25 protein-coding genes are annotated in these 26,092 nt (G+C 42.0%); 14 read left to right on the forward strand and 11 right to left on the reverse strand.

Translation table 11 applies throughout. The annotated features are described in order from the left end of the window. A partial coding sequence (locus FTT88_RS10450) for an integrase core domain-containing protein (protein ID WP_180107138.1) occupies positions 1-227 on the forward strand: 227 nt, incomplete at its 5' end. A 1-nt stretch (position 228) separates the two neighbouring features. Here the strand turns inward: FTT88_RS10450 and FTT88_RS10455 are convergent. Then, positions 229-594, reverse strand: coding sequence for a hypothetical protein (locus tag FTT88_RS10455; RefSeq protein ID WP_180005078.1), 366 nt, complete (start codon positions 592-594; stop codon positions 229-231). 67 nt (positions 595-661) lie between these two features. Beyond that, on the reverse strand, positions 662-3,556 hold the full coding sequence (locus FTT88_RS10460) for a valine--tRNA ligase (protein ID WP_180005077.1): 2,895 nt from the start codon (positions 3,554-3,556) through the stop codon (positions 662-664). A gap of 184 nt (positions 3,557-3,740) precedes the next feature. Between FTT88_RS10460 and FTT88_RS10465 the strand changes: the two genes are divergently transcribed. The 3 genes from FTT88_RS10465 (at position 3,741) to FTT88_RS10475 (ending at position 6,354) form a co-directional block, all read left to right on the forward strand. Further along, positions 3,741-4,412, forward strand: a complete 672-nt coding sequence (locus FTT88_RS10465; protein WP_078192215.1) for a hypothetical protein — start codon at positions 3,741-3,743, stop codon at positions 4,410-4,412. 44 nt (positions 4,413-4,456) lie between these two features. Continuing rightward, the gene (locus FTT88_RS10470) at positions 4,457-5,263 is read left to right on the forward strand and encodes an SDR family oxidoreductase (RefSeq protein ID WP_180005076.1); all 807 of its coding nucleotides are present in this window, start codon (positions 4,457-4,459) and stop codon (positions 5,261-5,263) included. A 74-nt stretch (positions 5,264-5,337) separates the two neighbouring features. Continuing rightward, positions 5,338-6,354: a hypothetical protein gene (locus FTT88_RS10475; RefSeq protein ID WP_180005075.1), complete on the forward strand. Its 1,017-nt coding sequence runs from the start codon at positions 5,338-5,340 to the stop codon at positions 6,352-6,354. A 33-nt stretch (positions 6,355-6,387) separates the two neighbouring features. Here the strand turns inward: FTT88_RS10475 and FTT88_RS10480 are convergent, their stop codons facing one another. The 8 genes from FTT88_RS10480 to sdsA form a co-directional block, all read right to left on the reverse strand. After that, on the reverse strand, positions 6,388-6,831 hold the full coding sequence (locus tag FTT88_RS10480) for a YbjQ family protein (protein ID WP_180005074.1): 444 nt from the start codon (positions 6,829-6,831) through the stop codon (positions 6,388-6,390). Between the two features lie 3 nt (positions 6,832-6,834). Then, the gene (locus FTT88_RS10485; RefSeq protein ID WP_180005073.1) at positions 6,835-7,191 is read right to left on the reverse strand and encodes a YbjQ family protein; all 357 of its coding nucleotides are present in this window, start codon (positions 7,189-7,191) and stop codon (positions 6,835-6,837) included. A 150-nt stretch (positions 7,192-7,341) separates the two neighbouring features. After that, positions 7,342-8,793, reverse strand: a complete 1,452-nt coding sequence (adeK, locus tag FTT88_RS10490) for a multidrug efflux RND transporter AdeIJK outer membrane channel subunit AdeK (RefSeq protein WP_180005082.1) — start codon at positions 8,791-8,793, stop codon at positions 7,342-7,344. After that, the gene (locus FTT88_RS10495; RefSeq protein ID WP_180005072.1) at positions 8,793-11,972 is read right to left on the reverse strand and encodes an efflux RND transporter permease subunit; all 3,180 of its coding nucleotides are present in this window, start codon (positions 11,970-11,972) and stop codon (positions 8,793-8,795) included. Before FTT88_RS10495 ends, adeK begins: the two co-directional genes overlap by 1 nt. A 12-nt stretch (positions 11,973-11,984) precedes the next feature. Beyond that, positions 11,985-13,250 carry an efflux RND transporter periplasmic adaptor subunit gene (locus FTT88_RS10500; RefSeq protein WP_180005071.1) on the reverse strand — a complete coding sequence of 422 codons (1,266 nt, stop codon included), beginning with the start codon at positions 13,248-13,250 and terminating at the stop codon, positions 11,985-11,987. Between the two features lie 42 nt (positions 13,251-13,292). After that, the gene (locus FTT88_RS10505; protein ID WP_180005070.1) at positions 13,293-13,889 is read right to left on the reverse strand and encodes a phosphatase PAP2 family protein; all 597 of its coding nucleotides are present in this window, start codon (positions 13,887-13,889) and stop codon (positions 13,293-13,295) included. A gap of 152 nt (positions 13,890-14,041) precedes the next feature. Then, positions 14,042-16,093 carry a site-specific recombinase gene (locus FTT88_RS10510; protein WP_180005069.1) on the reverse strand — a complete coding sequence of 684 codons (2,052 nt, stop codon included), beginning with the start codon at positions 16,091-16,093 and terminating at the stop codon, positions 14,042-14,044. Between the two features lie 31 nt (positions 16,094-16,124). Then, positions 16,125-17,102 (reverse strand): All-trans-nonaprenyl-diphosphate synthase, encoded by a 978-nt coding sequence (gene sdsA, locus FTT88_RS10515; RefSeq protein ID WP_180005068.1) that lies wholly within the window; start codon positions 17,100-17,102, stop codon positions 16,125-16,127. 459 nt (positions 17,103-17,561) lie between these two features. Here sdsA and rplU point away from each other — a divergent pair, with 459 nt between their 5' ends. The 3 genes from rplU to FTT88_RS10530 all read left to right on the forward strand — a co-directional run bounded on the left by rplU (position 17,562) and on the right by FTT88_RS10530 (position 18,604). Continuing rightward, complete coding sequence (gene rplU, locus FTT88_RS10520; RefSeq protein ID WP_078191390.1) at positions 17,562-17,873, forward strand: 50S ribosomal protein L21; 312 nt, start codon at positions 17,562-17,564, stop codon at positions 17,871-17,873. A gap of 19 nt (positions 17,874-17,892) precedes the next feature. Then, positions 17,893-18,147, forward strand: a complete 255-nt coding sequence (rpmA, locus tag FTT88_RS10525; RefSeq protein ID WP_067764378.1) for a 50S ribosomal protein L27 — start codon at positions 17,893-17,895, stop codon at positions 18,145-18,147. A 181-nt stretch (positions 18,148-18,328) separates the two neighbouring features. Continuing rightward, positions 18,329-18,604 (forward strand): hypothetical protein, encoded by a 276-nt coding sequence (locus FTT88_RS10530; protein WP_180005051.1) that lies wholly within the window; start codon positions 18,329-18,331, stop codon positions 18,602-18,604. On the opposite strand, the gene FTT88_RS10535 is transcribed toward FTT88_RS10530, so the two are convergent. Continuing rightward, complete coding sequence (locus FTT88_RS10535) at positions 18,601-18,753, reverse strand: hypothetical protein (protein ID WP_180005067.1); 153 nt, start codon at positions 18,751-18,753, stop codon at positions 18,601-18,603. The genes FTT88_RS10530 and FTT88_RS10535 overlap by 4 nt on opposite strands. A 16-nt stretch (positions 18,754-18,769) precedes the next feature. On the opposite strand from FTT88_RS10535, the gene FTT88_RS17125 reads away from it, so the two are divergent. From FTT88_RS17125 to FTT88_RS10570, 7 genes are all read left to right on the forward strand, one after another. Then, positions 18,770-19,738, forward strand: a complete 969-nt coding sequence (locus FTT88_RS17125) for a YadA-like family protein (RefSeq protein ID WP_218953949.1) — start codon at positions 18,770-18,772, stop codon at positions 19,736-19,738. A 232-nt stretch (positions 19,739-19,970) separates the two neighbouring features. Beyond that, positions 19,971-20,666 (forward strand): outer membrane lipoprotein chaperone LolA, encoded by a 696-nt coding sequence (gene lolA / locus FTT88_RS10545; RefSeq protein WP_111885313.1) that lies wholly within the window; start codon positions 19,971-19,973, stop codon positions 20,664-20,666. Positions 20,667-20,828: 162 nt separating this feature from the next. After that, positions 20,829-21,620, forward strand: coding sequence for an RsiV family protein (locus FTT88_RS10550; RefSeq protein WP_180005066.1), 792 nt, complete (start codon positions 20,829-20,831; stop codon positions 21,618-21,620). A 117-nt stretch (positions 21,621-21,737) separates the two neighbouring features. Next, a complete protein-coding gene (gene serS, locus FTT88_RS10555) occupies positions 21,738-23,009 on the forward strand; it encodes a serine--tRNA ligase (RefSeq protein WP_180005065.1) in 1,272 nt (423 codons plus the stop codon). Between the two features lie 73 nt (positions 23,010-23,082). Next, on the forward strand, positions 23,083-24,483 hold the full coding sequence (gene cysG, locus FTT88_RS10560) for a siroheme synthase CysG (RefSeq protein WP_180005064.1): 1,401 nt from the start codon (positions 23,083-23,085) through the stop codon (positions 24,481-24,483). Between the two features lie 381 nt (positions 24,484-24,864). Continuing rightward, positions 24,865-25,344: a tRNA (cytidine(34)-2'-O)-methyltransferase gene (locus tag FTT88_RS10565; protein ID WP_111885295.1), complete on the forward strand. Its 480-nt coding sequence runs from the start codon at positions 24,865-24,867 to the stop codon at positions 25,342-25,344. 169 nt (positions 25,345-25,513) lie between these two features. Next, on the forward strand, positions 25,514-26,014 hold the full coding sequence (locus FTT88_RS10570; RefSeq protein WP_218953404.1) for a hypothetical protein: 501 nt from the start codon (positions 25,514-25,516) through the stop codon (positions 26,012-26,014). Positions 26,015-26,092 lie beyond the last annotated feature (78 nt).

Here is a 26,092-nt window from a genome sequence, read left to right on the forward strand (position 1 = left end):
CATACGATAACGCTTTGGCTGAAACAGTGAATGGGTTATACAAAACAGAGGTGATTGAATATTTAAAAGCAGACTGGCAAGGTTTAGCGGATGTACAACTTGCGACATTAAATTGGGTAGATTGGTTCAACAAAAAGCGTGTACACAGCGCATTGGGTTATGTATCGCCTTTTGAGTTTGAAGCAATGTACTATGATAAGATTAACCCGTTAGGTCACGTGGCCTAACTTAAATAAAAATGTCTCCGACAAACCCGGTACGGTTCATAGTATTTCTTTTTAATTTTATGGTTTCTGATACATTTTTAAGCTGTTCTTGAATTTCATTAAGGCGTTTTTCTTTTAGATTTAGCTCCGATTCAGCTTGTTTGAGTTCAGCTAAGTTTAAATCTTTCTTCTTTTTCTGGTTGTTGAATTGTTCAATCAATTCGTGATGCTGTTTGAGCTCATGGTATTTCTTAATTAAATCATTGGTATTTTTATTGTTATTGAGATATTGAAGTGTTAGATAAACAAATGTTGTCGCAGCTACTATCACTCCAAATGAGATAGTCCAAAAATTAATTGGCTGATTATTTAGTATTTCTATTTCCATATTGCTAATAATAAAGGGCTGAATAATCAGCCCTTTATACTACAAATTTGGTTAAATTAACAGCATATTAAAGCGCTGCAATCTGCTCCATATTCGCTTTAATCTTCGCTAACTGGTCAGCAAACTCAGCAAGTTTCGCTTTCTCACCTTCAACTACAGCCGCAGGTGCTTTAGCCACAAAACCTTCATTGCTAAGTTTAGTCGCAATTTGGTCATGCTGTTTTTGAACCTTGTCTAAGTCTTTTTGCAAACGACCCAATTCCGCTTTAGGGTCAATTAAACCCTTCATTGGAACGAATACAGACACGTGACCCACTACAGAAGAAGAAGACAATGGCGGTTGTTCAGCATCAGCCAAGAAGGTAATGCTTTCAACTTTAGCCAATGCTTTGAACAACGGTTCAATACGTGCGATTTGTGCTTTTTCAGCATCAGTGGTGTTTTGAAGAAGTACAGGCAACAAACGCGCATTACCTAGACCCATTTCACCACGGATGTTACGCACCGCACCAATCAAACCTTGCAGCCACTGCATATCTGCTTCAGCTTGTTCGTTGATTTTCGCTTCATCTGCAACAGGGTACTGAGCCAACATGATTGTTTCGCCAGAAATGTTCAGTTTCGGCGCAAGCGTTTGCCAAATTTCTTCTGTAAGGTACGGCATCAATGGATGAGCCAAACGTAAAGACGCTTCCATTACTGCAAGCAATACACGACGAACTTCAGCTTTACGCTCAACCGATACGTTTTCGTCATTTAGAACAGGCTTAGTCAGCTCTACATACCAGTCACAGTATTCATTCCAAATGAACTCGTAAATCGCTTGTGCAGCCAAGTCTAAACGGTAAGTCGCAAATGCTGTTTGCACTGCTTGTTCCGCTTTTTGCAGACGGCTTACGATCCATTGTTCAGGCAATTCCCAAAGGTCTTGACGAACTTCTTGACCAATCACTTGCTCTTCGCAGTTCATCATCACGAAACGGGTAGCGTTCCAGATCTTGTTGGCAAAGTTACGGTAGCCTTCAACACGCTTCATGTCGAACTTGATGTCACGACCTGTGTTTGCAAGCGCACAGAAAGTGAAACGTACAGCATCCGTACCGTAAGACTGAATACCTTCAGGGAACTCTTTACGTGTTGATTTTTCAATCTTCGCCGCTTGTTTCGGGTTCATCAAACCAGTCGTACGTTTTTGTACTAAAGTTTCAAGGTCAACACCGTCAATCAAATCTAATGGGTCAAGCACGTTGCCCTTAGATTTAGACATTTTCTGACCTTCGCCATCACGTACCAAACCGTGAACGTACACAGTTTTGAACGGCACTTGTGGTGTGCCATCTTCATTTTTCATGAAGTGCATGGTCATCATGATCATGCGGGCAACCCAGAAGAAGATAATGTCGAAACCAGTCACCAATACATCAGTCGGGTGGAAAGTGTTTAAGAAATAGTTTTCTTTATCTTTCGCAGCGTCGCCTGTCCAACCTAAAGTTGAGAATGTCCAAAGACCAGAAGAGAACCATGTATCAAGCACGTCTTCGTCTTGATTCAATTCAACTTCAGGTGCAATGCCGTTTTTCGCACGAACTTCAGCTTCATCACGACCTACAAATACGTTACCTTCAGCATCGTACCAAGCAGGAATACGGTGACCCCACCACAATTGACGCGAAATACACCAATCTTGAATGTTGTTCATCCAAGCCATGTACATGTTGCTGTATTGCTCAGGTACAAATTTGATGTCGCCATCTTTAACCGCTTTAATTGCAGGCTCAGCAAGTGGTGCAATTTTTACGTACCATTGGTCTGTTAGAAGTGGCTCAACGATCACGCCTGAACGGTCACCACGAGGTGGCTTCAAGGTATATGGTTGAATTTGGTCTAACCAGCCTTCAGCTTCCGCTTGAGCAACCAATTTTTTACGTGCTTCAAAACGTTCTAAACCAATGTAGTCCGCAGGTGCAGGAATGGTTTTAGAAATTTGCTCGCCAGCTTTTGCGATGTATTCAAACTCAGCAAGAACTTCAGCATTTTTGTTGAAGATGTTGATGATTGGAAGTTCACAGCGTTTGCCCACTTCATAGTCATTGAAGTCGTGTGCAGGGGTAATTTTTACACAACCTGTACCGAATTCTTTATCGACATACTCATCTTTTACGATTGGAACGGCACGGCCTGTAATCGGAAGGATGATATTTTGACCAACAAGGTGCGAGTAACGCTCATCATCAAGTGCAACCGCAACTGCAGTATCACCTAGCAATGTTTCAGGACGAGTGGTTGCAACCACAATGTGATCTTTGCCATCGTGAGTGCGTAGTGATTTATCTTCAAAGAAATATTTGAAGTGCCAAAGTGAACCTGCTTCTTCTTTATCAGACTCAACTTCTAAGTCAGAAAGGGCAGTTTGTAGTTTAGGGTCCCAGTTTACGAGGCGTTTACCACGGTAAATTAAGCCTTCTTCATGTAGCTTAACAAATACTTCTTTAACCGCGTTAGAAAGACCTTCGTCCATGGTGAAGCGTTCACGAGACCAGTCTACAGATGAGCCTAGACGACGAATTTGACGGGTAATGTTCCCGCCAGATTGTTCTTTCCATTCCCACACTTTTTCGATGAATTTTTCACGACCCAAGTCATGACGGCTGATATTTTGCGCGCCTAATTGACGCTCTACCACCATTTGCGTTGCGATACCTGCATGGTCGGTACCCGGCTGCCAAAGGGTATTTTTGCCAGACATGCGGTTATAACGAGTCAACGCATCCATAATGGCATTGTTGAAACCATGACCCATATGCAAGCTACCAGTGACGTTTGGTGGCGGAATCATAATACAGAATGAATCACCTTTTTGAGATGGCTTGAAGTAGCCTCTCTCTTCCCAAGTCTTGTACCATTTTTTTTCGATCTCGGTCGGATCGTAGGTCGTAGCAATATTTTGCGCTGAATCAGTCATAGTCTAAACAGATCAAAAGTGGATAAAAAATTAGATCTATTGTAGCAAAAAAAATGGTGAATTAGGGATGTTGGGCGAATGTTAACTTTTAGGATTTGGCAGTAAATAAAAGAGTCCGTATGATAGGACCTAAGATAAGAAGTATCCATTGATCCCAAAACTAAGATAAAAGGAGCAATATCAAATGACTTATTCTATTTCTTTAAAGATTCAACCTACGACATATCAACGTTTTGAGACGATTCATCAAAAACTCAATGCAGGTGAAACAGAAAGTCAGTCCAAAGCCTTAGGGGATAATCTAGCGGATATTGCATGTGAAATTTTAGATCAAGTTTTTGGCCAAATGGCGCGCATGAATAAGTCTGGAGACAATGAATCCGAAAAAATTATTCAGCAAATACGTGAAACGACCCGTAAATATATGCCGTGGTCGGTGTCTTTTTTTGGCAATGACCGCCTTGTACCGATGGTCAATTATTTATATGGACGTTTTTACAGCGAAGATGGTCAGCATTATATGCATTATCCGATCGATGCCTCTTTAGCCACCGACTTGCTTGCCTATGTCAATCAAATGAAAGAAGGGCAGAATCAATATGTGCCGCTCGCGTTGAAGGCATTTACACAAGTGGTCGATGCCGGGGTGACGCATTTGGTGCGAGAACCGAAAAAAATGCTGAAATTTAACATGGTGGTGGATAAAACTTTAACCGGTGTCATCAATCTCACCACGCAACTCGGTTATAAACGTTTTGATAAACTCGGCAAAATTTATGATGCACAGTCAATGAGTCAGTATTTTGACCATTTTATGGTGTTTTTGAACAATGAGCCTGTACTACGTAAAGCATAAAATACATATAAATGAATAAATTAGTTATTTAAAAGGATGTCAAAATGGCAAAACGTGATGATTTGAACGGAAAAGTGGTGTGGATTACTGGGGCATCGTCAGGTTTGGGTGAAGCTTTAGCAAAAGAATGTGCTTTGCAAGGGGCGCAGGTCATTTTGACCGCACGTCGTTTTGAAGAGTTGGAAAAAGTCCGTGTTTCATTATTACATCCAGATCAGCATCTTTCAGTGTGTGCAGATATTACCAATGAAGAACAAGTTCGCCATGCTTATGAACAAGTCCTTGCGCATAAAGGTCGAATTGACTGGCTAATCAATAATGCGGGATTGAGTCAGCGTGCATTGATTACGGATACGACTATGCAAACTGAACGTGCCATCATGGAAGTAGATTATTTTTCGCAAGTCTATTTGACTAAAACCGTTTTACCGACTTTTTTAGCGCAAAAGTCTGGTCGAATTGCTTTTGTTTCAAGTGTTGCAGGCTTATTAGGGACACAGTACCGAGCGACCTATTCTGCTGCAAAAGCTGCCATTCATATGTGGGCGAACAGTCTACGTGCGGAAGTTGCGGATCAAGGGGTGGGCGTATCGGTGATATTCCCCGGATTTGTCAAAACCAATGTTTCATTTAATGCACTCAATGGTGCCGGCAAGCCACAAGGGCATCAGGATGAAGCCATTGAAAATGGTCTAGAAGCCAATGAGTTTGCCGAAACGGTGGTGCAATCTTTGCAACGTGGGGAAGAATACATCGTGGTGGGTGGTTCTAAAGAAAAGCTCGGTGTTTGGGTATCTCGATTATCACCGACAACGTTATATAAAATGATTCGTAAAATCAAAGTGAAGTAAGTTTTATCAAGTTTAAATTGTTTAAAAGTCACTTTTAAGAGTGACTTTTTTAATGAGTAACGAGATTATAAGAAATGAAAAAGAATAATTTTAACAAATGGGGAATAGCCATCATTTTGTGCGCAATCATTGGTGCAATCGGTACAGTGGCATATTTTTATTTTAAACAGAAAACTCAAAAAATTGAGCAGAAGTCAACGCTCGAAAAGCCTGAAAAAGAAATAGGAACTGTATCAGAACCCGTTACTGAATCTGTTGAGATTGAGCCTAAAGTTGAAGCGGCGAGTGCAGAAGTTGTTATGCGAGGACCAAATGAGGGGTGGTTACCGATCGAAGCACTGTTTGATGAACAAGGATTATTGAAGTCTGAGTATTACAGTCAAAATCCTCAAGATTCAGATGTTGATAAATTACCTTATAGCTCGAATAAAATTGGTGATTTTAAATGGCGAGCTGAATTTCATCCTGTTGATGATTTTAAAGGCGATCAGGCTAGATTCAAAGATCAATGTTTTGGATATTGTGTTTTAGTGAAAGATAAGTTGCTGACCAGTGTTGAATCGACTGTATTTACGGGCGCATTGATTGCGAAAGATCATTTGGTCGAAGTGATTGCACATAAGGGGAGTGGCGCATATATGCCTGTCAACTATAGCTTTATCAAAATCGACAAAGCTGGTAATGCAGAGTTAATCTCAGATGATCATAATTCTTACAAAGATCAATTGGCTCGTATCAATCATTCGGGACTCGAGATTGACTTAAAACCATTTAGAAAACTTCAATATTTTCTTCTAATGAATGAAAATGGTTTAAATGTGTCGATGCAAAAACCCAATAAGGTGGATGTCGAAGCGACTCAGTGTAAAGAGTATTACGAAGGAACATTAGAGGCATGTCCAACTTTATATGGATGTAAAGCTGACATTGTGGTGCAAGATCTGGCACGTGCTTATGCTGGAGATGTTGCATTTAGTTATCATGATCCAAATATTGATGAAAAGAAATTTAATGAAGTTTGCTTTAAAGTTTGTCGCAATGAAAATGTGAGTTATGAAGAGTTTGAAAACACATTGTGTAAAGTAAATTAAATAGTAAAAATGAATTGGGGAGAAGTAGAGAGATCAGATGTCTCTCTTTTGAATTGCTGTTCCATACGCAAAGACTTCGACCATGCCGCCTTGCATACCAAGCTCAGTGGTGCTTAAACGCAGACCCATAATTTGCGTTGCGCCCATTTTTTCAGCTTCTTGCTTTAAACGCACCACGGCTTCACGACGTGCCCGATCAACGATGCTTTCATAACTGGTTAAACGTCCGCCAAAGAAGTTCTGAATATTGGCAATCACATATTTAAAATAATCATGTGAAATCACTACATTACTTGAAATCAGTTGTCCGAATTGTTCAGTAGTTTTAAAGCGGTTGTTGTCTATGCGAATATGCGCCAATCGCTTTTCTTGAGCTTCGAGTTCTTTGAGATGCTTTTGTTCGATATGGCGACCGAAGCCCCAACCAATACAAAAGAGCACCACAAAGATCAGGACTTTAAAAATAAAGGCATCCATGACTTAGTCCTGAGTTGGAAATGGGTCTGGTAGTTTTGCTGAGTTGGCTTCTACGCGAACTGCCGTGCCATACACAAATAATTCAGAGGCGCCTTGAGCAATATTTGAGGTTGAAAAACGGATACCGACGACGGCATTCGCGCCTAAGGCACGTGCTTTATTAATCATACGGCTCATAGCTTCTTGACGGGATTCTTCGAGTAGTTCTGTATAACCTTTGAGTTCACCACCCACGATATTTTTTAGGCCAGCCATAAAGTCACGACCAACATGTTTACTGCGGACAGTACTGCCATAAACGACATCAAGTTGTTGTGTAATGGTATGACCCGGAACAGATTCAAGATTACTTAAAAGCATTTTTAGTTATCAATATAAAAAGGTGAATTGAAGATAGGAAACTCTTCAGCAAAAAGCAATATGTTCATTTTTATTTTGAGGCTTCGATCTAAAAATGAAAAAGCCCACCGAAGTGAGCTTTTCAAATATTACTGGCTAGGCTAAATCAAATTATTGTTTTGATGCAGCTTTACGCTCAGCAGTAGAAGGTTGGTATTGCACAGCATCAGAAGTGTTGGCTTTGATACCACCACCAAGTGTTTTATACAATTCAACTTGATTGTTGAGATTTGCTTGTTCAAGCAACAACAAACCTTGCTCAGCTGCATAAGATGCACGCTGCGCATCAAGTACAGTTAAGTAGCTATCAATACCAGCACGGAAGCGGGCATTTGACAGTTTGTACGTTGTATTGGTTGCATCAACTAAACGGCGCTGTGCTGCAATACGGTCACCAATGTTTTGGCGAACTGCAAGCGCATCATTTACTTCACGGAAAGCTGACTGAACTGATTTTTCATAATCAGACAATGCAATTTTCTGGTCAGTTTCAGAAACTTTAATATTGGCCTGACGTGTACCCCAGTCGAAGATTGGAATATCTAGGCTAGGGCCAGCAGACCATACAAAGTTGCCTGATTTAAATAGATCACCTAAGTCCGTTGAAGCATAACCCGCAGAACCTGTCAGGCTAATCGTAGGGAACAGACGTGCTTTAGCTGCACCAATGTTCGCACCAGCGGCAGACAGTTTGTATTCAGCTGCACGGACATCTGGACGGTTGTTCAACAAATCACTTGGAATACCTGAACCAATGGTATTGGTCGAAGTAATACGATTGACACGTTGGTTCGGCAGCAAGTTCGCAGGCACTTGTTGACCCACTAATAGGTTCAATAAGTTTTGCGCTTGAGCAATTTGAGTCTTGTAGTTCGCAACATCATTACGTGCAGTTTCTACAGAAATTTGAGCCTGACGAACAGGAACTTCACTGTCGATACCGACATCAAAACGCTTTTTGTTGAGGTTGTAAGATTCAAGCTGAGCCTTTAAGGTTTGATCCGCAAGCTTCAAGTTCGAGTTAGCGTATGCATAGTTTAACCATGCTTGAGCCACTTGACCGATCAACGCAATTTGTGTTGCATCACGGGCACTTGCAGTTGCAAGGTAACTGTCTAAAGCATTGTCTTTTAAGCTACGTACACGACCCCAAAAATCAAGTTCATAGGCAGTGACACCTAAACCGACATTATAAGAGGTGATAGGCTTTGAATTCATCGTGTCTTGACGAAGTACGCTACCACTTGCACCAATGGTTGGTAATTGACCATTGGCAGTGATTTGATACTGTTGCTGTGCACGTTCAATATTTAAAGCAGCCGTACGTAGGTCACGGTTATTGGCTAAAGCTAAGTCAAGAACTTGTACCAGACGTTGGTCAGCAAAGAAATCTTTATATCCTTGTTCAGCAACAGAAGTACCAGAAGCACTTGCTGTGTAGCTTTCGGGGATATTGGTCTGAACAACCGGCTCTGGACCACGCATGCTTTGGCAGGCAGCCAAAGCAAGCGCAAGTGAAGAAACCGCAATGCTACGACCTGCAATAGACCATACATTTTGCATCACGATAAATGCTCCTGATTATTTTGTTGTTTTGGTTTGTACTTAAAGATACTTCGGATCCATACGTAGAACACAGGAATAAAGAAGATACCAAGTAGGGTAGAACTGATTACGCCACCCAATACACCATAACCTACAGAGTGCTGGCTACCTGCACCTGCACCCGAAGAAAGGGCAAGCGGAAGTACACCAAAACCAAAGGCTAAAGTGGTCATGATAATTGGACGTAGACGCATTTTAGCGGCATGCAATGTTGCGTCAAACAGATCTTCACCTTTTTCTTGAAGTTCTTTGGCGAATTCTACGATCAAGATCGCATTCTTCGCGGACAAACCAATGACGGCAATAATAGCCACCTGGAAGTAAATGTTATTCGCCAAGTTTGGATTTTTGAAGAACACCATTCCAAGGAAAGTCAGTAATAACGCACCCAATACACCTAATGGTACAACCAGTAATACTGAGAACGGAATAGACCAGCTTTCATACAAGGCAGCAAGACATAGGAAGACGATTAACAATGAAAGTGCGTATAGGAATGGTGCTTGTGCGCCAGACTCACGTTCTTCTAGAGATAAACCAGTCCATTCATAGTCAAAGCCTTGAACGCCCATCGAAGGAAGTTTTTGTACAATTTCTTCCATCGCTTTCATCGCGTCGCCCGAACTTACACCCACACCCGGTGAACCTTGAATGTTCACAGATGCGATACCGTTATAACGTTCAAGACGTGGTGAACCATAAGTCCATTCACCAGTAGCGAAGGTCGAGAATGGAACCATTGTGCCTTGGTTGTTACGGACATACCACTGGCTCAGGTCTTCAGGCATCATACGTGCCGCAGCTTCACCTTGTACATAGACTTTCTTCACACGACCACGGTCAACGAAGTCATTGATATAAGAACCACCCCATGCCATACCCATTGTGGTATTGATTTCAGCAATGCTGACACCCATAGCACCGGCTTGAGCTTGGTCAATCGTGATTTTGTACTGTGGCGTATCTTCTTGACCGTTAGGACGAACACCCATGAGGCGTTTATCTTGAGCAGCCATACCGAGCACCATATTACGGGCATCGATAAGTTGTTGATGGGTTTGACCTGCAGAAGCTTTTAACTGCAAGTTGAAGCCGGCAGTGACACCCAATTCAGGCATTGCTGGTAATTGGATTGGCATGATGTATGAAGCATCCTTCACGATCATGTTCAGTGCCATACCACGTTGAATAATCGCACCCACTTGAGATTCAGGTGATGTACGGTCTTCCCAATCTTTTAACTTGATGAATGCAAGACCTGCGTTTTGACCTACACCTGTGAACGAGAAACCGGCAACACTGAATACAGAATCGACATATTTTTCTTCGTTTTTCAGGAAGTAATCGGTCATTGCAGTGACAGTTTTATCCGTACGCTCAAGTGAGGCATTCGGTGGTAACTGTACCAGTGTCATTACAACACCTTGGTCTTCTTCAGGTAAGAATGATGAAGGTAACTTTTGGAATAAAAGCACTAATAACCCGATTACAACTGCATAAATCACACCAGAGAAAATCTTGTGGTGCGTCATGAAGTTCACGCCGCCTTGGTATTTATGCGCAACCTTATCAAAAGAGCTGTTAAACCAACGGAAGAAACGGGCAAAGATATTGTTGCTTTCTGGTTTGTTTGGATCATGTTGTTTCAACATGGTCGCACATAGGGCAGGGGTAAAGGTCAATGCCACAATCAATGACAGAATCATTGCTGTTACCAGCGTGATTGAGAACTGACGATAAATTACACCTGTCGTACCACCGAAGAATGCCATCGGCACGAATACAGCGGTTAACACAGAGGTAATACCGATAAGGGCACCCGAGATCTGTTTCATTGAGATTTCAGTTGCAGTCACTGGGTCAAGATGATCTTCAACCATGACACGTTCAACGTTCTCTACGACAACAATAGCATCATCCACGAGGAGACCAATCGCCAGTACCATCGCGAACATGGTGAGTGTGTTGATCGAGAAACCAAACATGTTAATGACAGCAAAAGTACCCAATACCACTACAGGTACAGCCAATGTCGGAATAATCGTTGCGCGCCAGTTCTGTAAGAATAAGAACATCACAAAGAATACAAGAATCACGGCTTCTACAAGGGTATGTACAACACTTTCAATCGATAACTTAATGAATGGAGTCGTATCAAATGCAAGCGTGTCTTTTAAACCTTCAGGGTAGTTTGGACGTAGTTCTTTTAAACGTGCTTCAACAGCTTCGGCTGTATCTAATGCGTTTGCACCAGTTGCTAGTTTGATCGCTACACCACCAGCAGGTTTGTTGTTGAACTTAGAGTCGAACTGATAGTTGTCAGCACCTAATTCAACACGTGCAACATCACCTAAACGTACTTGAGCACCATCACTACTGTTACGCAGGAAAATGTTTTTAAACTGCTCTGGTGTTTGCAACAAACTTTGTGCTGTAACTGTCGCGTTCAGTACTTGACCTTCAGTTGCAGGCGCACCGCCTAACTGACCAACAGCAACCTGAGCATTCTGTGTACGGATAGCCGCAGCCACATCACTCGGTGTAACTTTCAGGTTTGCCATTTTGGCTGGATCTAGCCAAATACGCATCGCATAAGAACCACCGAATACTTGGACTTCACCTACACCTGCCACACGGCTGAGAGGTTCAGAAATATTCGAGTTTACATAGTCCTTAATGTCGTCCGCAGTCAACTTACCCGATGGTGAGTGGAATGCTACAACTTGTAGGAAGCTTGCGCCAGATTTGGTGACTTTTACACCTTGACGTTGTACGTCTTCAGGTAATAGCGCTGTCGCAGACTGGAGTTTGTTTTGGACTTGAACTTGGGCGATATCTGGATCGATCCCTTGTTCAAAGTTCAATGTAATAGATGCCTGACCGTTACCCGCACTGTTTGACGAAATATAACGTAAGCCATCCAAACCATTCATTTGTTGTTCAATGATTTGGGTTACGGTGTTTTCAACTGTTTCTGCAGACGCACCTGGGTAAGTCGCAGAGATTGAAACCGTTGGCGGCGCAATGGTCGGATACTGTGCAATTGGCATATTAGATAGCGTGAGTACACCCGCTAGCATAATTACCAATGCAATCACCCACGCAAAAATGGGGCGATGAATAAAGAATTGAGCCATTCAGTCTACTCCTTATGCGTTTGAAGTAGCTTTTTGTTCAGTTTTAGGCGCTGCTTGTTCTGTTGCTTTACCTTGTTCTTTTGCTGCAGCAGGTTGTTGAGCACCTTGAGGTGCAGCAGCCTGAGGTTGATACGGTTTGGCTACAACTTGTTGCTCTGGCTTAACTTTCGCAATACCGTCAACAATCACTTTATCGCCAGTATTCAAGCCTTGAGTCACGATCCAATTCGAACCTTGTGTACCAACAGTGGTTACAGGGCGAGATTCAACAGCACCTTTTGCATTCACAATCATTGCCATTGCTTGACCTGTAGGGGTACGTGTAATAGCAGCTTGTGGAATGAGGTAAGCGTTTGGAATCACACCCTGAACGATGCGAGCATTGGCAAACATACCCGGAAGCAATAAATGGTTCGGGTTAGAGAACACAGCACGAAGGGTAACCGTACCTGTATCAGGGTTCACACTTGCATCAGAGAATGCAAGACGACCTTCAATTGGGTATTCGCTACCATCTTCAAGACGTAATTTCACTTTGGTGTTATTACTGCTGTCTAAGTTGCCTTTGCTTAACTGTTGGCGTAGACGAAGAAGTTCAGCACTTGATTGGTTAATGTCAACGTACATTGGATCAAGACGTTGAATTGTTACCAATGGATCAGCCTGAGATGCAGTAACTAAAGCACCCGCTGTCACTGTTGAACGGTTGGTTTGACCTGAAATTGGCGCACGTACAGTTGAGTAACCTAAGTTAATTTCTGCATTTTTAAGTTCTGCCTGAGATGCCGCAACATCTGCTTCAGCCAGTTTAACTTGAGCAACAATATCGTCGTATTCTTGTTTAGAAATCGCATTTGAGCCAACAAGCTGACGGTAACGACCTTCTTTAACACGTAACACGTTTAGGTTTGCTTGTTGACGTGTTAAAGCAGCACGAGCACTGTCAGCTGAAGCACGGTTTGTACGCGAGTCGATCTCGTACAAGGCTTGTCCTTCGCGAACATAACTGCCTTCTGCAAATAGACGTTTCAGTACTACACCACTGGTTTGTGGACGTACTTCTGAAATTTCATAGGCAGATGTACGGCCAGAAAGTTCAACAGATTGTTCAACGCTTTGCGGTTGGGCAACAATGACACCGACTTCAGTTGGTGGCATTTGCTGTGCAGCAGCAGCTTGCTGTGCATTTTTAGGATCTTTGCTACAACCAACAAGTGCAATACTTGTTGCCAATGCGCAAGCAGTCAGGGCGGGAGCCCAAAGCTTTGCAGACATCATTGTTCCACCTCAATTAGATATTTATCTAAATTATTCATTTGTTTACGCTTTACTGATTTTGATGTAACTCAAATAAAGTAGCGCGATCCAAATAAAACTTATGCTCCAACCGGATAAGACATCTGTCGGAAAATGAACCCCAACATATACTCGCGAAACACCCATACACAGCATCCATAACAATGCCAAAATGGTGATCAAGCGATGTTGAGCATGTTGTCGGTAAATCAAGATCATCAGACACGCAAGCGATGCAGCATAACAACTGTGTGCGCTTGGGAATGAACTCCCGTAAGACGCTACAAGATGGTACATTTCTGGGGGGCGCGGTCTGGTGAACGTAAATTTAAGCAACCATGCAAGGCCGATACTTCCAAAGATCCCTATACTGATAAAAACAATCTCTGTGTATTTTTTATACCACGCAAAGTGTAAACACCATAGCGTGGTGAAAAATAATACAAAAGGCATGCCGCCTAGCGCGGAAAGTCCGATGGCAATTTGATTAAAAACAGCAATACGGTGCTGACTCATCCATTCCACGATATTTAAATCTAATAGATTTAAATAGGTGGGATAAAGCGACAACACACTGATAATTAATGCAAAAAAACCAACAAACAGTAGCGTTCGTGGCATATTTTATTCCTTGTCATTTTAACCGGTTTGAGCTCGGTTAATTAATGGACTAAAGTGTACTCATCAGTACACTTTATTTCAAGTCTGTGTAAATCATACTGATTTTATTTTTTGTGTTCATTTACATCTTACTAAAATAAAACACAAATCTGCTAATGATTGTTCTTACTGGCTTGTGTGCCATCTTCAACTTCAAGTGGGGCTTTTGGTGGCCAGAAAAAGTCACTTGGTCGCGTTAGAAAATGAGTCATCACCAATTTAGCCAGTGGTTTCCATTGTTCAAATCTTACGCGACGTGCCCGTAGTGCCACAATAATGGTTAACGTGAAACTGACGAATAAGTTAGTCAGACCGATCAGAATAACTCCTAAGAATGACACAATGATTAAGCCAATGTCTGGTGAACCATTAATATTGATGAGGCCTTGAATGAAGTTGGCAGAGGCGAAGGCGATATGGCGAATATCTAAAGGTAAACCAAAAATAAATCCAATCGTTCCCATACTGCCTAGCATGATCCCGAATAAGAAGTTACCTGCTAAAGCACCTAAGTTTCGCTCAATGTAAGCGGCAAGCTTATCCAGTCTCTCTTGACCCATGATGCGTTTTAACTTTGGATGTGCTTGAATCCGTGGTCCAACTTTGCGATAGATCGCCATGTTGTCAAAGTAACCGGCAATCAAACCCGATAAAAACAAACATACCCCAGCTATCGCAGCATGTGGCACAGCCAATGAGGTAAATGGATTGAGGTCGTGTAAGGTTTTAGCTGCTTTTGCATGATTCATTAATGGCTCATGTAAAGCCATGTCCCAACTGAGGGCGATCAATGCTGCAACAGGAATCGCAATACTAATGTTGCCTAAGATTGCAATAAACTGGGTTCGAATGATGTTAATAATCAGCGCGGCAAGTTCGGCAATCTGCGCCATTTTCGAGCCTTTACGATGTTGAACTGTCGAGGCAAGGGCGGCAGCTGTCATCGCAGGCTGTTTGGTAGCAACCGTAAAATGTAAGACATGAATCAGCATAAAGCCGAAAGAGTAGTTCAGACTATATGAAATGGCTTGCATGAGCGGTGCCATGCTGACACGGGCCATCAGCACTTTTAAAGTTGCCATACATGCAATGATCACACCGGCACCTGCCGCAGATCGGTACATGCTCATAAAGCCTTGTTTGTCCGTACTTACATAGTGTTCGCCAGTTTTACTTGCGTTTTCGGTGACTTGTAGGGCAACCAATTCACTATTGGTGGCGAGCAAATCGCGCACACTGCGCTCGCTATAAATCGCTGACGTCACATCACTGAGTAAACTACCCATAGACACATAGCGGACATCATCTTCTTCAACAATCAGGTTGAGTAAGATTTCTAAGCGATCTAAACACTGTTCTAAAAGCGACAATAAGTAAGTCAGGCTGACACTTACACCAATTCGTTTGGTCGCACGCCGAATCTTCAGCACCACATCACGACATTGTTCCAGCATTACCAACGCTTGAGAAGCATCTGGCGGTAGCACAGCACTCATTTCTTCAGCACTTTGATGGAGCTTTTTATACTGCTGAATAAAATCGTTTATTTCGCGGTTTTGCACCAAAAAAGGTGATTCATATTCGGTCAGTTCAGGCTGTGCATTAATAAATTCAGGATATAAGCCAATACCACTTACCCGATAGGACAAAACGGTAATGGCTTTAATTAACTCACGGCGAATTTTCTTTTTTTCTTCCTGATTGCTATGGCCTTGGTTAAACAATCGAAAGAGCTGCATCCATTGCTGATCATCAATATTGTCCAGCCAATATTTGTCGTTATGACGATAAAAAACTCGACGGACTAAATCTTGTAGTTGAGTTTCGTCATTGATCAGGGGAAGAAAATGTGCGCCAAGACGTTGGAACAGTTGTCCCCAAAAACCATCGAGAGACAAAATACCCGTGTCCGCATATAAACTGGTTTGTTTATATCGGCTAATGAGTTTTAGAACAAAGCTTTGCAGGGTAGAGGCTGCATCTGGCGTGATGAGTAAAGCTTGGATGAAAGCCTGAAATTTTTTCTTAATTTCGTCGGTATTTTTTGTATCTTCTGGTCGAATTCGGTTGACCAATTCGATCAGCAAGTTTTCATCCAGCACAGCCCGAGGGGTATCGAGCTGTTGCTGCATGGTCAAAAAGATATCATTCAGTTTTATATGCATAGGCAAGGGGAATTACGAGGAATATTGTTAATTATTGAATTCGGTGTAATGCCAAGTTTGCGAGGTTGATTAAAGCTTGACGATATTCAGTATCTGGTAGCGCTGCTAAAGCGGCTAGTGCTGCCTCAGTTTCTTCAGTCGCTCGTTGGCTACAATAATCAAGTGCCCCAGAGCTTTGTACAATCTGAATAACACGCTCTAAATCTGCCGTACCACCTGTGGCAATACTGCGGCGAATAATGTCATGCTCTTCGCCAGTGGTATTCTTTAAGGCCGAGATTAAAGGTAAAGTTGGTTTACCTTCCATCAAATCATCACCAATATTTTTACCTAATGTTTCAGCATCTGAGGTGTAATCTAAAATATCGTCAATAATTTGAAAGGCATTTCCAAAGTGTCCGGCAAATTTTCTAAGAGGTTCACGGTACTCTTGTGTACCCGTCAAAATCGCTGCACCTTCGGTAGCGAGCTCAAATAAACGTGATGTTTTACCGTGAATAATATCTAAGTAGGTTTGTTCAGTGGTTTCAGGTTGGTGCTGTGATTGAAGTTGTAAAACTTCACCTTCAGCAATTTCACAGGTACCCGTTGAAAAGTCTTTGAGTAAAACTTTGCTGTCTAGATCCACCAATAAATCAAAAGCGCGAGAAATCAAAAAATCACCCACAAGTACGGCAGTTTGATTATTCCATGTCGCATTTGCTGTTGGGCGGCCACGGCGTAAACCCGATTCATCGACTACGTCGTCATGTACCAAGGTCGCGGTATGCAGCATTTCTATAATTGCTGCAAGTTTACGGTGTTTTTCTAAATCTTCTGCGCCACAAGCCTTTGCTGCAAGTAAGCACATAATGGGACGCATGCGTTTACCGCCTGCTTCAACCACATGTTTACTGACTGCCATGACCAAGGCAACTTTAGACGTGATCCCTTCATTAATAAATTTGTCCATCGCAGCAAAGTCAGTAGCAACAGGCGCGAGAATATCTTGCTTAAAGTCGATGGTCATATGAAGAGAAACCTCAATAATTTTTGAATTACAGACGTAGTGTAGCAATTTGTTATATGAATAACAGATAAGAACTTACTCAATTGACTTAATCTTAAGTGATTTTTTTCATCAAGCGGAAGTATTGTACTTATTTTTTAACAGACTTTTATCTTTAGCATGTTGTTTGAACAGCATGTTGTTGATGTCAGTCCAGTGTATATTAGCGAATTGTTGCTAAAAATCTATGTCAAACCTTGCCAAAAGCATGATAAGTGAAATAGAGCACTCATTTTAATGGTTTTAATGACACTGTTTATATAATAAACGCATACTCATCTAATATTTTACGGAAATGACTTGTTGTTTTTCGGGTTATCCCTTAAAATCTTTGCCTTTGCGAAACCCCAGTGACGATCGTTTTAAGATCGGTATATCCCTTTACCGGCACGACAACACGGGCATGTTTGGAGTACTTAAATGTACGCAGTAATCCAAAGCGGTGGTAAACAACACCGTGTAGTTGAGGGTGAAACCCTTAAAGTAGAATTATTGAAAGCTGAAACTGGCTCAACTGTTACTTTTGATGACGTGTTGATGCTTGTTAACGGTGACAGCATTCAAATTGGTGCACCAGTAGTAGCTGGCGCTAAAGTAACTGCTGAAGTAGTTAGCCATGGTCGTCACGACAAAATCCGCATCATCAAAATGCGTCGTCGTAAACACTATCGTAAACAACAAGGTCACCGTCAATGGTTCACTGAGTTGAAAATTACAGCTATTTCAGGCTAATTACGAGGAGTAAGTAGACATGGCAACTAAAAAAGCCGGTGGTTCGACTAAAAACGGTCGTGACTCGAACCCAAAAATGTTGGGTGTTAAAATCTACGGCGGTCAATCTGTGACTGCTGGTAACATCATCGTTCGTCAACGTGGTACTGAATTCCACGCTGGTGTAAATGTAGGTATGGGCCGTGACCATACTTTATTTGCAACTGCTGACGGCGTTGTGAAATTCGAAGTGAAAGGCCAATTCGGTCGTCGCTACGTATCTGTTGAAGCGTAAGCTTTAATAGAAAAAAACCCGCATTTTTGCGGGTTTTTTTTTCGTCTGATGAAAATGTGAGGTATTTTTCTTGATTGTTATAAACGATGTATGAAGCAATAAATCACCATAAACAGTGACTTAAATCACAAAATATAAAGAGCGTAATAGAGGAGTACAAATACAAAAAAAGGATAAGGACATGAATAAAATATTGAATACAGTTTTTATCAATGCTGACTATCAGAAAAGGAATTGTCCTGATAAAAGCCAACAAATTGCATTTGAAAAGACACTAGGACTTGGTGAAATAACTTCAATCGCTATTAAAGCTGTACCAAAATTACTTGCTGTGAGTATTTTACTTTCTCTAGGTTCAATTGCATGGGCCGGTGGGAGTGGTTCATCACATCATGGGCATACTTGTAATCGTTACAATAGTGGTATTCCTGGTCCAGCAGGGCCAATGGGTCCTTAAGGTCCTGCTGGTGAAAAAGGCGATACAGGAGCAACAGGCGCTACATGTGCAACCGGAGCTAAAGGTGATACCGGAGCAGTAGGTGTTACAGGTGCAGTAGGTGTTACAGGTGCAACCGGTAAAGATGGACTCAATGGCCGAGACGGCATCGATGGTAAGGATGGGTTGAACGGTCTGAATGGTAGCAATGGTTTAGATGGTGCAAGTGCTTATCAAGTTGCGGTGAACAATGGTTATGAAGGCAATGAAGACCAATGGTTAGAAAGTCTAAGTGGTGCAGTTGGCGCACAAGGGCTAACAGGTGAAAATGGTTTCAGTGCATATGAACTTGCGATAAAAAATGGATTTGTCGGTACTGAAGTGGACTGGTTATTGAGCTTAAAAGGAACAGATCCGTACATTAAAATCCAATCAAATGTTGCCAATACAGCACCTAAACCAACTGCGAATGGACAAGATGCGATTGCAGTCGGTGCCGGTAATAAAGCTGATGGTAATCAGTCTATTGCCCTCGGTGTAAACAATACCGTCAATGGTGATGGCTCTGGTGCAGTAGGTTCAAATAACACAGTCACAGGTAATAATACCTATGTGATTGGTAACAATATCAACACATCGGCAAATAATGCTGTTGTACTAGGCAATGGTTCAAGCTCTAATCGCAATAATACGGTTTCTGTTGGCTCGGCTGGTGCAGAGCGGCAAATTATTCATGTGGCAGCTGGTACGGCAGACACCGATGCGGTGAATGTGAAACAAATGCGTCAAGCAGATCTAGAAGTGCTAAATAGTTCAAATGCATATACAGATCAGCATGGGGCAAATGTACTCAATCAAGCCAATAGTTATACCAACCAACGTGTGAATGAATTGAACCATAATTTCAATAAATTTAAAGATAATGTTTATGGTGCTGTTGCTTCAAGTATTGCAATCGCCTCCTTACCGCAACCGACAGATGCTGGATACAACATGTTCAGTGTAGGTATGGGGACTTGGGAAGGTTCACAAGGCTATGCAGTAGGTTTTAGTGGAGTAACTGAGAGCAATAAATATGTCTATAAATTGGCTGCAACAGGGAACTCTGAAGGTGACTTTGGCGCTGGGGCATCGATCGGTTGGCAATGGAAATAACTCAATATTGGAATGTTGAAATTGCTAAAATGTTGTTTAATTATTTGAAAGGCATTTGAGTCAAGTCAAGTGCCTTTTTATTTTATATTTCTCCATCATGATGAATAAAAAACAGCAATTTGCATTAATAACCATACAAAACTTCTTATTTTCTCTAAATTTAGTCAATGAAAGTGGTTTAAGATGGAGCCATCTAACAAATTGCGTTGATGCAAATATAAAAGGTGAATCTATGAAAATGCTTCGTAAAACCATCTGTGCTATGGCATTAGGTGCAGCGACACTGGCACCGGTTATGAGTACGACAGTATTCGCGGCACCAGTTGCAGCGTCGGAGCAGCAGGCAACTGCCAATTTGGTGAAACAATTATCGGGTATTAAAAGTTTTACTGCTAACTTTCAGCAAACTACAAAAGTGACCAACCCGAAAGCCACTCAAAAGAAAGGTTTAAGTGCGCAGCATATGAACCAGACTTTTACTGGGGTAATGAAAGTTCAGCGTCCGGGTAAATTCTATTGGGAAACAACCAGCCCATCTAAGCAAACCATTGCGACTACAGGTAAAACAGTTTGGATCTATGACCCAGACCTACAACAAGCAGTACGCCAAAGCTTAGATGACCAAGTTGCGAATACGCCTGCATTATTATTGTCGGGTAATACGGCTCAAATCATGAAGTCTTATCGTATTACACAGCCGAATAAGACCAAAACTTATTACACTTTATATCCAAAAAGTGATGATGGTGTGTTTCAAAGCTTAACCATTAGTTTTGGTGCGAAAAATGCGCCGACTTTAATGATTCTCCAAGACTCACTAGGTCAAACAACCCATGTACGTTTCAATAATGTGAAGGTGAATGCGTCTATTCCAGCGTCAACCTTTAACTTTGTACCTCCAAAAGGTACGGACATTATTGATCAATAATTGTCATGAACGAAAAAAAGCAGACATCGGTCTGCTTTTTTTTATGGAGAAATGTAAAGCCAGCAAGCTGAATATAAGAGAAATTTAGTAGTATGCTGATATTCACAGTTTGCTTAAATGAAGTGACTTGTGGTTTTGACTGTTGCTATAGGGAATTTTGGGATGAAAAAAAATCATATGAATAATATAGCTTGGGCTGTTTCAGCTGTGGTTTTAATCGGGTCATTAACGGCCTGCCATCCTCGAAATGAACCTGTTGAAGGTGAAACAACGGAACAGAAGCCAGCAGTCGTCGCTGATGCGATTCCACTTATTCAATCTAAATCAGTTGCGATGCAATTACCAAAAGCACAGGCTTGCGATGCGGAAGGCTGTACCCAATATACGATCCAAACGGTTGAAACCAATGTTGATTGGATCAATCAATATTTTACAGACCGAATTAAAAAGGCAGATCCAATTGCATTTTCAACTGAGCCGAATCAAAAAATCGATTTATCAGACAAGACGGATGCAGGCCTAAGTCAAAGTACCACTTCTATTCGATATATTAGTCAGTGGGGACATATCGCAACTTTTGCAATCGAAAGCTATACCTACGCAGCGCATGCTGCTCATGGCATGTCTCATGTTGAATATGTCAATTTTGATTTAAAAGCCAAAAAACGTTTGGCTTTACAAGATGTCTTGGTCAAAGGTGCAGATGCGAAAGTGATTAGCGCACTTTTTGATGCCAACTATATGTGGTTAGATAGTCATGATATTGAACGTTCAAAACTTCAGTTAAGCGATAATTTTTATTATGGCGCGAACGGGATCGTATTTGCTTATCCGCTGTATGAATTGGCGAGCTACGCAGAGGGCATGCCTGAGCTAAAACTTCCATATTTTATGGCTAAAGGGCTATTTAAACCTGAATATTTACCAAGTTTGCCAAATTACGAAACCAAATAAGACAATTTGCAGCAAGATTATTGGTCTAATAAGGGGCAGCTGTAAGCTCGGTCACTGTATTTTTGAGTGTTAAGAGCTTACACTATAGCCAGTTTTTTTCTTTACTTAAGATTGGCTATGATCGACCCGAAATTACTCAGAAATAATATTGAGGCTGTAAACTTAGCCTTAGCAAAACGTGGTGTTCAACTCAACGTAGCAGAGTGGGCAGACCTTGAAGCTCGCCGTAAGGAAATTCAGTCTAAAACTGAGTCGTTACAAGCTGAACGTAATGCTGGTGCAAAACAAGTTGGTCAAATTAAAAAAGCTGGCGGTGATGCATCTGAAATCATGGCACGTATGTCTGCTATTGGTGATGAAATTAAAGCCGCAGAAGTTGCACTTTCTGAGCTTCAGGCTGAACTTGAAGCCAAATCTTTATCGATTCCGAATTTACCTCATGAGTCTGTGCCAGAAGGTAAAGACGAAAACGACAATGTTGAAGTTTTCAAATGGGGTACACCACGTCAGTTTGATTTTGAGATCAAAGACCATACTGACTTGGGTGAAATGATGGGCGGTTTAGAATTTGAAACCGCAACCAAATTGACAGGTACTCGTTTTAGCGTACTCAAAGGCCCATTGGCGCGTTTACAACGTGCAATTACTCAATTTATGTTAAATAAACATACTTTGGAAAATGGCTATACCGAAGCTTATGTACCGTATTTGGTTAATGCAGATTCTTTACGTGGTACAGGCCAATTGCCTAAATTTGAAGAGGATTTATTCAAACTTCAAGGCGAAAAAGAATACTACCTGATCCCGACTGCAGAAGTGCCTGTAACCAACTTCGTGCGTGATGAAATCATTGATCCAGAACGTTTGCCATTAAAATATGCAGCGCATACGCCATGTTTCCGTAGTGAAGCGGGTTCGTATGGCCGTGATACACGTGGTTTGATCCGTCAACACCAATTTGACAAAGTAGAAATGGTTCAGATTGTAAAACCTGAAACTTCGATGGATGCTTTGGAAGAATTAACGGGTCATGCCGAAGGTATTCTTCAAGCATTAGGCTTACCATACCGTAAAGTCGTTCTGTGTGGCGGAGACATGGGCTTTGGTGCAATCAAAACTTATGATTTAGAAGTTTGGGTGCCAAGTCAAAATACCTACCGTGAAATTTCATCTTGCTCATGCATGGGTGACTTCCAAGCACGCCGTATGAAAGCGCGTTACCGTGCTGACCAAAAGAAAACTGAGTTTGTACACACGCTGAATGGTTCAGGTTTGGCAGTTGGTCGTACTTTACTTGCCGTGATGGAAAACTATCAACGTGCAGACGGTTCAATTGAAATTCCAGCAGTACTTCGTCCATATATGGGCGGTGCTGAATTTATCGATTAATAGTCGATAAAGTGCATACATTTGTGCACAAAAATTGCTTAAGACAATCAGATTTAAACTATTGAGGTCGTGTGTGGATATCTTTCCAATCTCTTTGAAGTTGCAGCAGCAACCTTGTCTGATTGTTGGTGGTGGTCGAATTGCATATAGAAAGGCTGTGCTGCTTGCAAAAGCGGGCGCTCAGCTGACAGTTTGCTCACCCGAAATTGAAGATGATTTATTGACCTTGGTTAATAAAACCCAAGGTCAATATCTCAACTCGATTTATCACGAATCGGTTTATCAAGAAAATGCTATTGCGCTGCGTCAGTTTCGTTTAGTGATTGCAGCAACCAATGACAAAGCGGTCAATCAGGCGGTTTTTGAAGCCTGCGAAGCTGAAAATGTCTTGGTCAATAGTGTTGATGATCCGCCGCATTGCCGTTTTATGGTTCCTGCGATTATTAACCGTTCTCCGCTGGTCATCTCCGTAGCATCCAATGGCACATCGCCAGTACTCTCGCGTCAAATACGCACCCAGTTAGAAAGCTCAATACCGCATGGCATGGGCAAACTGGCTGAGTTCTCAGGTAAGTGGCGCGCAGCCGTTAAATCCAAAATCGTCAATCCAGATGAACGCCGTATTTTTTGGGAAGACTTGTATGCAAGTCCGCTCAAAGAGCAGGTATTTAATGACAATTTGACCGAAGCCAATCGTTTGATTGAACAGGCCATATTGGAATGGAAACAGCCGAAAGGCGAGGTGTATTTGGTGGGTGCAGGGCCGGGTGATCCTGAACTGCTGACCTTAAAAGCCCTGCGTTTAATGCAGCAAGCGGATGTGGTGATCTATGACCGTTTGGTTTCTCAGCCGATTATGGACCTCTGCCGCCGTGACGCTGAAAAAATTTACGTAGGTAAAGCACGATCTAATCATGCTGTTCCGCAAGAAGGCATCAATGCCTTACTGGTGAAATATGCAAGTGAAGGCAAACGTGTCTGCCGTTTAAAAGGCGGAGATCCATTCATCTTTGGCCGCGGCGGTGAAGAAATTCAGGAACTTTTTGCGGCAGGCGTTGCCTTCCAAGTCGTTCCAGGGATTACTGCTGCATCTGGTTGTTCGGCTTATGCAGGGATTCCTTTAACGCATCGTGATTATGCGCAAAGTGTACGCTTCCTGACAGGCCATCTGAAAGAAGGTTCGCCTGAGCTGCCTTGGAATGAGTTGGTTTATCAAAATCAAACGCTTGTGCTGTATATGGGCTTGGTCGGTCTAGAAAAAATTTGTGAGAAACTCATCGCGCATGGGCAGCGTTCAGACATGCCTGTCGCATTGGTTTCTAAAGGGACGACACCTGAACAAAAAGTCGTGGTCGGGACATTGGCAGATATTGCATCTAAAGTCAGTGAATACCAAATTCAGGCGCCTACATTGACGATTATTGGTGATGTGGTGAGTCTGCGTGAACAGCTTCAATGGCATGAGCGAGGATAAGTAACGCAACGCGTTGCCCGAGCGCAAGGCGAAGGCTATGCCTGAGCAAAGAGGATAAGCAAGCTGCTCAATTGTCCAAATGCAAGGCGAAGGCTATGCCTGAGCAAAGAGGATAAGCAACGCAACGCGTTGCCCGAGCGCAAGGCGAAGGCTATGCCTGAGCAAAGAGGATAAGCAGGCTGCTGAATTGTCCACGTGCAAGGTGAAGGCTATGCATGAGCAAAGAGGATAAGCAAGTTCTGGTATTGTCAAATTGTAATGCGAAAGCTAAGCAACGTAGATAAGCACGCGCTTGTAGTACCATCTAAACTTATGCTTCAGCTTTGAAACTGTAGCCTGAGCTTTAAGCCATTATTTAACTAAAGAGTAGAGAAAAAAACTGTGATCCATGTTGTTTTATACGAGCCAGAAATTCCTGCAAATACAGGGAATATCATTCGTTTATGTGCCAATACTGGAGCGCAGTTGCATTTGGTCAAGCCATTAGGTTTTGAGCTGGATGATAAAAAACTTCGCCGCGCCGGTTTGGATTATCATGAATGGGCGCACATGAAAGTGTGGGAAAACTTTGAAGAATGTCTTGCGGGCTTAAAAGCGCAAGGTATTGAGATGGATGCCATTTATCCATTAACCACCAAAGGTTTTGAAACACCGCATACCTCCAATTTAAACCGTCCTGTGGCGCTGTTGATGGGGCCAGAAACACGTGGTTTGCCAGAAGATGTCCGTATGATGTTCCCGAAAGAACATTGGATTCGCCTGCCGATGGCACCAAATTCACGCAGTTTAAACTTGTCTAATGCTACTGCTGTGATTTTATATGAAGCTTGGCGTCAGCAAGACTTTAAAGAATTGGTCTAAGTGTGATCTGTTCAAAAAGCCGCTCTATCGAGCGGCTTTTTTATTGGGAGTGAACACAGTGAACCATTTACAGCAATGAAGTTTTGTAAAATAAGGGCTTAAAAACTTCAGCATCAATATAAAAATGTGTATAAGAACACTGTGAAGAAATAAAATGGGTACTTAAAACTTGAAATCTATAAATTTAAAAGCTTTTGGTGTCGTATTTGCGACCGGATTCATTTCATCAATGAGTTGGGCTAATCCAACCGTATCAACCACAACGGAACAGACAGCAGTGACCGTCACTGCAACTACAGAAAATGTTCCAGTTGTACCGAAGGTTGAGGTGATCAAGCCTTTTACTAAGGCTGAAATCCAGCAGGGCATGCTGGAAATGCAGCAAAGACAAAATCAGCGTATTGAGGAATGGGGAAAAACACTAAAAGCCGACGATTTTGAACGTTCATGGTATGGTGGTCGTCAATTGAAAAAGTCCAAGCGTCAGGAAGTTTGCGGGATCTATCAGGGTTTAGTGAATGAAACCTATGGGTTGGCACAAAAAAATAAAGCAAGATTGAGTCAAGCGGATCAAAAACAAATATCAGACCGCAATCAATTTATTCAAAGCTTAGGTTATGAAAATAATATCGTTGATACCAAGATGGGTTTTAATTGCCGCTTAAAATAAGTGATTTTTATCACTGCTTTGATTTATGTGAATGATCCATGTCCTTGATGTAAAAAATAAAGGACATGGAAAAGCTCG

The organism is Acinetobacter sp. YH01024 (genome assembly GCF_013420195.1).
Taxonomy (GTDB): Bacteria; Pseudomonadota; Gammaproteobacteria; order Pseudomonadales; family Moraxellaceae; genus Acinetobacter; species Acinetobacter amyesii.